At 70.8% G+C, this 5,540-nt stretch carries 6 protein-coding genes and 1 pseudogene; 5 read left to right on the forward strand and 2 right to left on the reverse strand.

Going from position 1 to position 5,540, the window contains the following annotated elements; all coding sequences use genetic code 11:
• The 3 genes and pseudogenes from GT354_RS36050 to GT354_RS36060 form a co-directional block, all read left to right on the forward strand.
• A pseudogene (locus GT354_RS36050) lies at positions 1-810 on the forward strand (immune inhibitor A); the annotation flags it as partial.
• Between the two features lie 241 nt (positions 811-1,051).
• A complete protein-coding gene (locus GT354_RS36055; protein WP_161360598.1) occupies positions 1,052-1,726 on the forward strand; it encodes a hypothetical protein in 675 nt (224 codons plus the stop codon).
• A 127-nt stretch (positions 1,727-1,853) separates the two neighbouring features.
• Positions 1,854-2,711, forward strand: a complete 858-nt coding sequence (locus GT354_RS36060; RefSeq protein ID WP_161360599.1) for a nucleotidyl transferase AbiEii/AbiGii toxin family protein — start codon at positions 1,854-1,856, stop codon at positions 2,709-2,711.
• A 187-nt stretch (positions 2,712-2,898) separates the two neighbouring features.
• Here the strand turns inward: GT354_RS36060 and GT354_RS36065 are convergent, their stop codons facing one another.
• Positions 2,899-3,222 carry a putative quinol monooxygenase gene (locus GT354_RS36065; RefSeq protein WP_161360600.1) on the reverse strand — a complete coding sequence of 108 codons (324 nt, stop codon included), beginning with the start codon at positions 3,220-3,222 and terminating at the stop codon, positions 2,899-2,901.
• A gap of 397 nt (positions 3,223-3,619) precedes the next feature.
• On the opposite strand from GT354_RS36065, the gene GT354_RS36070 reads away from it, so the two are divergent.
• Complete coding sequence (locus tag GT354_RS36070) at positions 3,620-4,579, forward strand: D-2-hydroxyacid dehydrogenase family protein (protein ID WP_161360601.1); 960 nt, start codon at positions 3,620-3,622, stop codon at positions 4,577-4,579.
• A gap of 117 nt (positions 4,580-4,696) precedes the next feature.
• The gene (locus GT354_RS36075; RefSeq protein ID WP_161360602.1) at positions 4,697-5,017 is read left to right on the forward strand and encodes a hypothetical protein; all 321 of its coding nucleotides are present in this window, start codon (positions 4,697-4,699) and stop codon (positions 5,015-5,017) included.
• A gap of 154 nt (positions 5,018-5,171) precedes the next feature.
• Here GT354_RS36075 and GT354_RS36080 read toward each other — a convergent pair whose 3' ends face one another.
• Positions 5,172-5,390, reverse strand: coding sequence for a hypothetical protein (locus tag GT354_RS36080; RefSeq protein WP_161360603.1), 219 nt, complete (start codon positions 5,388-5,390; stop codon positions 5,172-5,174).
• Positions 5,391-5,540: the final 150 nt, after the last annotated feature.

The following is a 5,540-nucleotide window of genomic DNA, read 5'->3' on the forward strand; positions in this document are numbered from 1 at the left end:
CTCAACCGCAGCGCCGACGGTGTGGCGTACACGATCTGGAAGACCGCGGTCGGCGGTACCACGCCCACCAACGACTTCTCGGTCTCGGTCACTCCCGGCGCCGGCACCGTACAGCCGGGCGGCAGCACCTCCGCGACGGTCAACACGATGACCACGAGCGGCTCCGCGCAGACGGTCGCGCTGACCTCAAGCGGCGCACCCAGCGGCGTGGGCGTCAGCATCAATCCCACGTCCGTCCAGTCGGGCGGCTCCGCCACGGTGAGCATCACCGTCGCGGCCGGCACCACGCCCGGCACCTACCCGATCACCATCACCGGCACCGGCGCGGTCGCCCACGCGACCACGTACACGCTGACCGTCGGCGGTACCAACCCGGGAAGTTCGCTCCAGAACGGCGGCTTCGAGCAGGGCACCGCCAACTGGACGCAGAGCGCGAACATCATCTCGAACAGCACCCAGGCCACCGCGCACGGCGGTTCCTGGTACGCCTGGATGATGGGCTACGGCAGCACCGCGACCGAAACCGTGAGCCAGTCCAACGTCACGGTCGCGCCCGGTGCCTCGACGCTGCGCCTGTGGGTGAAGATCACCACCCAGGAGGTCGGATCCACGGTCTACGACACGCTCAAGGTGAAGATCGGCAACACCACTGTGGCCACCTACTCCAACGCCAACGCCAGTAGTGGTTACGTCCAGAAGACCGTGGACCTGAGCGCCTACGCGGGCCAGACGGTGACCCTGCAATTCGCCGGCGCCGAGGACGCGTCGGCCACGACCACCTTCTACGTGGACGACGTCAGCATCTCCTGACCCGACGTCGACCACCCGACAGCCAGGCCCCGTTCCCGGCGCACCACCCGGGGGCGGGGCCCGGTGTCGTCCGGAACGACCTGCGATCCACTCTCCCGCCACAGGCGACAGTGAATGTCCGACGAGCGCGACGACACGCCGCACCTTGTAACCAACGCTGTGGTTTCCGTTACTGTCGGCTCGTCGCCCGCCAAGGTCGACGCCGTCCAACATCGGTTCGTCCGGCAAAGGCAGTCATCACTTGAGCAGAGCAGCCCTGCACAGCACCACTTTCGACGGTGCCGTGCTCGTCGACACCGGTTTCAGGGGCGCGGGCTTCGGCGAGCCCGCAGGTGGACGACCCGCGTCCTTCTCCGACCTCGCGAGTGCCGCGCTCGACGGCACGGACTCCGCCGGCACCCGTGCGGACGACGCCGACCCGAACAACGCGGGCGCCGGCCCGGCGGTGGGTGTTCTGCTGTTCACCCTGGACGCCGCGCTCGCCCAGGACTTGCGGGCGAGCGTGGCCGGCGGGGCCGTCACCCCGGCCGTCCACCAGGCGTTCTCCGACCAGGGGTTCGCCCTGTTGGACGGGACGCAGGCCACCGGTTCCTCCGGCTCGTCGTGGCGCATCGACAACGGCGACGAGAGCCGGCCCCCCACCGTTCTGCGTGGCAACTACGCCGTCTTCTCGGTGATCCTCCGGGAAGGGCCGCCGCGCCTCGCCGTATACGGAACGTATGTATGGGTGGCGAGAGTTCGGGCCGAGGACCGGAAGCTGTACGTCACCAAGGTCGAATGCGCGCTCACGACCCCGGACCCGTCGATGGCGAGTGCCGAGAGCGGCTGCCCGAACGGGGATCTCGAATCGTCGTGGCCGCTGCCCTGCGCCCCGGATCCGGACAACCCCGGGTGGTGCCTGCCGATCGGCTCGTAGCTTTCGTGCCGTGCCGTGGCGTGTCGTGCCGTGGCGGGTGTTCTCGCCGCTTTGCGCGGCCCGCGCCGGACGGCGGCTCACAGCCGGCCCCGTACCCTGTGAGCCCCGAAGCCAAGGACCGGACACCGTGCAGCGCAGCCCCGAGCAGCAGCAGATCATCCACACCGCCACGACGGCCGCCGCACCGTACGGTGTCGCCCTCGGCGGCGCTCAGGCGTTGCGGCAGCACGGCCTCGTGGACCGCAGGACCGACAACGTCGATCTCGTCCTCGCCACGCGCGACGCCAAGCGACTCACCGCCGCGCGAGCCGCGATCGTCGATGCCTTGGTGGCGGAGGGCTTCACCGTCACCGTCGACGGCAAGGCCACGACCAAGACCTTCGTCCGGTTCACCGCCAAGGCGGCCGGGGCGAAGCAGGCCGTGCCGGTCACCCTCCACGTCGACAACCGCGAGCACGAGCCCGTCGTCGTGGACGACGTTCCGGTGCTGCACCCCGACGACCTCGCCGCGGCGAAGGTGGTCACGCTGGGGCTCCGTTCCGAAGCCCGCGACGCGTTCGACGTCCTCGCCCTGTCGGGCTCCTACACCACCGCGCGGCTGCTCGATCTCGCATTGGCCAACGACCAGGACCTGCGTGCCGAGGACTTCCTCACCGGCTTCAAGCACATCACCGAACGCGAGGACCCCGAGTTCGTCCGCCTCGGCTACACCACCGAGCAAGCCGGCGCCGTACGCGCGTACTTCCAGGGCTGGTTCACCGAGCTCTCCGCCCGCCGAAGTCGCCCCATCTCGGCCGCGTTGGACCCTGAGATGCTCGCGAAACTCGCGGCACTGGCGGGGACACCGGTACCGGAGACGGCCGCGCCGGAGGATCCGCAGAGCCCGCCGAGCTCGCGAAGCACACAGAGCGGGCCGGGCAGGCCAGGCAGGTCGGGCAGGTCGGGAAAACAGGGCAAGCCGCCGCGACGCGGACGTCAGGGCTGACCCGGCCGTCGGCCAATCCGCCCTTGGCCGCCCGCCTTTGACCGCCGTCCGCGCCGCGCTTCGCCCGTCGCCGCCGGCGCACGGCCTACTGTCTCCCATTTGGGAGACACGGCCACCCGACGGCCGACACCGGACACCGATACCAAGTCCGACGCGGCCGGCCGGACGCCGATCCCGTCACGACCCGTCACTCGATCCGGAGTTCGCCCATCTCGCTCCACCCGTCCGCACCGTCGATCAGGGTGCTGACGATCCGAGGGGTGTGCCGCACCAGCGGGCGGATCCGCTCCAACGCCGCCTTGAAGTGGTCGGAGTTCACGTGGGCCGCCGCCGCATCGTCACGGAACGCCTCCACCAGCACGTAGGTGTTCGGGTCCTCGACGCTGCGCGACCACTCGAACCACAGGTTGCCCGGCTCACCGCGGGTGGCTTCGGTGAACGCCTCGACGTGTGTGGGCCACTCGTCGGCGTACTCGGGCTTCACCGGAAACTTCACGACAATGAAAATCATTGGGTAAATCTAGGCCATCACCCTTGCCCTGACCCGGCCATCACCACACGGAGAGATGTCGCGTCGGCGATGCCGGGCGGTTCCCACCCCCACGGGCCAGGCGATGCCGGGTTCCTACCCCACGGGCTGTCGCTCACCGACGCCGACGCGCCACCTCCGCGGCCCGGGAGCACCGGGGCGGCACCGTCGTCCGGGCCCCGCGCCGAGCGCTACGCGGCGTCGGTACGCCCGAGGGCGGAGGCCGGGTTGCACGTGCTGGTGGCCGCCGAGTTCCACCACGAGCGGCCGCGATGATCGGTGGGCGCGCCGATGCGCGGCCGGCGGGCGTAACGTTTCCGGTTCCGGCGGACGTGTCGGGTCGGACCTGTATCGACGCACGTGAGGATTCGGCACAGTCATGCGAGAAGTCGTAACGATCCTTGACGACTATCAGGGTGTCGCGCTGAGCAGCGCGGACTGGACGGCCGTGCACGCGGTTTTCGATGTGGAGGTGATCGGCGAGCACATCGCCGATCCCGACGAACTGGTGACGCGGCTTCGAGGCAGCAGCGTGGTCGTCGCGATGCGGGAACGGACCCCGTTTCCCGCGTCGGTCCTGTCCCGCCTTCCCGCCCTGCGTCTGTTGGTGACGACGGGGATGCGCAACGCCTCCGTCGACCTGGCCGCAGCACGCGAGCACGGCGTGCTCGTGTGCGGGACGGCGGGCGGCGGCAACGACGTGCCCGAGTTGACGTTCGGCATGATGGTCGCGCTGACCCGCGACTTCGCCGGCGCGGACCGCGACGTGCGAGACGGCCGCTGGCAGCGGGGCATCGGTCCCCGGTTGGCCGGGCACACCCTGGGCGTGGTGGGTCTGGGCAGGCTCGGCGGCCCCGTCGCCCGACTCGCCCAGGCGTTCGGGATGAACGTGATCGCGTGGAGTCCGCACCTGACCCGGGAACGCGCCGCCGAGTGGGGCGCGACCGCGGTGACCAAGGAAGCCCTGTTCGCCGAATCCGACGTGGTCACGATCCATTTGCCATTGGCTCCCGGCACGCGCGGCATCGTGGGCGAGAAGGAATTGCGCGGCATGCGCCCCACCGCGTTCTTGATCAACACGTCACGCGGGCCGATCGTCGACGAGGCCGCGCTCGTGTCGGTCCTGGCCGACCGCGCGATCGCGGGCGCGGGCCTGGACGTGTACGACACCGAACCGCTGCCGGGCGATCACCCGCTGACCCGACTGCCCAACACCCTGTTGCTGCCGCACATCGGGTACGTCACCACCGACGCCTACGCGGTGTTCTTCCGCGACGTGGTCGAGGACGTGCTCGCGTTCGCCGCCGGCCGACCGGTGCGCGTCCTCGATATCGAGTAGCGGCGGATCCGTCGGGCCGGCCCGACCGGACGACATCCGGCCGCGTCGACGGCGACACGAAAAACGGCCGGCGGTTTGCGCGTGCCGAACGGCACCCGACGGACCAGACTGACACGCATGAAGGATCACGAGGGATCGGCGACCGTGGTCCTGCCGGGCGGCAGGCGGATCACTGTGGACGCGGTAGTGGACGCCGACGACGAACGCTTCTACGACCCGGGGCCGGACGCGACGCCGATGGGTTGGACCGCCACACTGGCCCCCCGCAGCCGGTCGGCCCGCATCGACCTGCACGAGATTTATCGCGCGGGACGCGGGCGACTGTGCCTGCCGTGCGGCGAGCGCGACGAGTTCCTGGTGGTCGGCATCCGGATCGGGGCCGGCCACCGCGACCGCATCGACGTCCAGGGCACGGGCGGCCCGGCACATCACGGGTAGTCGTCACGGGCCGCTGTCCCACCGTCGCCGTCCCACCGTCGCCATCGCCGGGCCGCCGTCGCAGGGTTGCCGTTACCGGGCCGCCGTCGCCGGATCACCGCCGTACCGCGGTCGCCCTCGCCGGGCCGCCGACGACCGGAGGGGTACGGGCGCGTCACTCGCGGTCGGCTCCCGGCCACTCGTTGCCACCCTCCCACGCCACCCGGTCGCGGTCGTCGGGATCGAGCCCGAGCCCGGCCGCGAGGCCGTCGAGTTCACCGCGACTGCGCACCTGTCGATAGCCCCCGTCGGGGAGCATCACCAACCGATACGCGTCCCCCGGTCGATACGCCTCCACCACCAGGTCGAACCTGCCGTGCGCCTTGTCGCTCATGAGTACAACGGTTGCGCGCCGAGGCCCGACCGGCCACCCGCCGTCGGCCGTCGCCGACGCCGGCCCCGATCACGCGTCGCGAACACCCGTGACTCGCGATGCCCGAACCGCCGGAAGGCGTCCGCACCGCCGCGGAGATACCGCCGCGAA

Source organism: Streptomyces sp. SID3343, from assembly GCF_009865215.1.
In the GTDB taxonomy this organism is placed as follows: Bacteria; Actinomycetota; Actinomycetes; order Streptomycetales; family Streptomycetaceae; genus Embleya.

What these genes read in the sequence shown, in the direction of transcription:
- GT354_RS36065 (WP_161360600.1), bottom strand. Translation starts at nt 3,222, where the DNA reads ATGATTTTCATTGTCGTGAAGTTTCCGGTGAAGCCCGAGTACGCCGAC.
- GT354_RS36070 (WP_161360601.1), top strand. Translation starts at nt 3,620, where the DNA reads ATGCGAGAAGTCGTAACGATCCTTGACGACTATCAGGGTGTCGCGCTG.
- GT354_RS36075 (WP_161360602.1), top strand. Translation starts at nt 4,697, where the DNA reads ATGAAGGATCACGAGGGATCGGCGACCGTGGTCCTGCCGGGCGGCAGG.
- GT354_RS36080 (WP_161360603.1), bottom strand. Translation starts at nt 5,390, where the DNA reads ATGAGCGACAAGGCGCACGGCAGGTTCGACCTGGTGGTGGAGGCGTAT.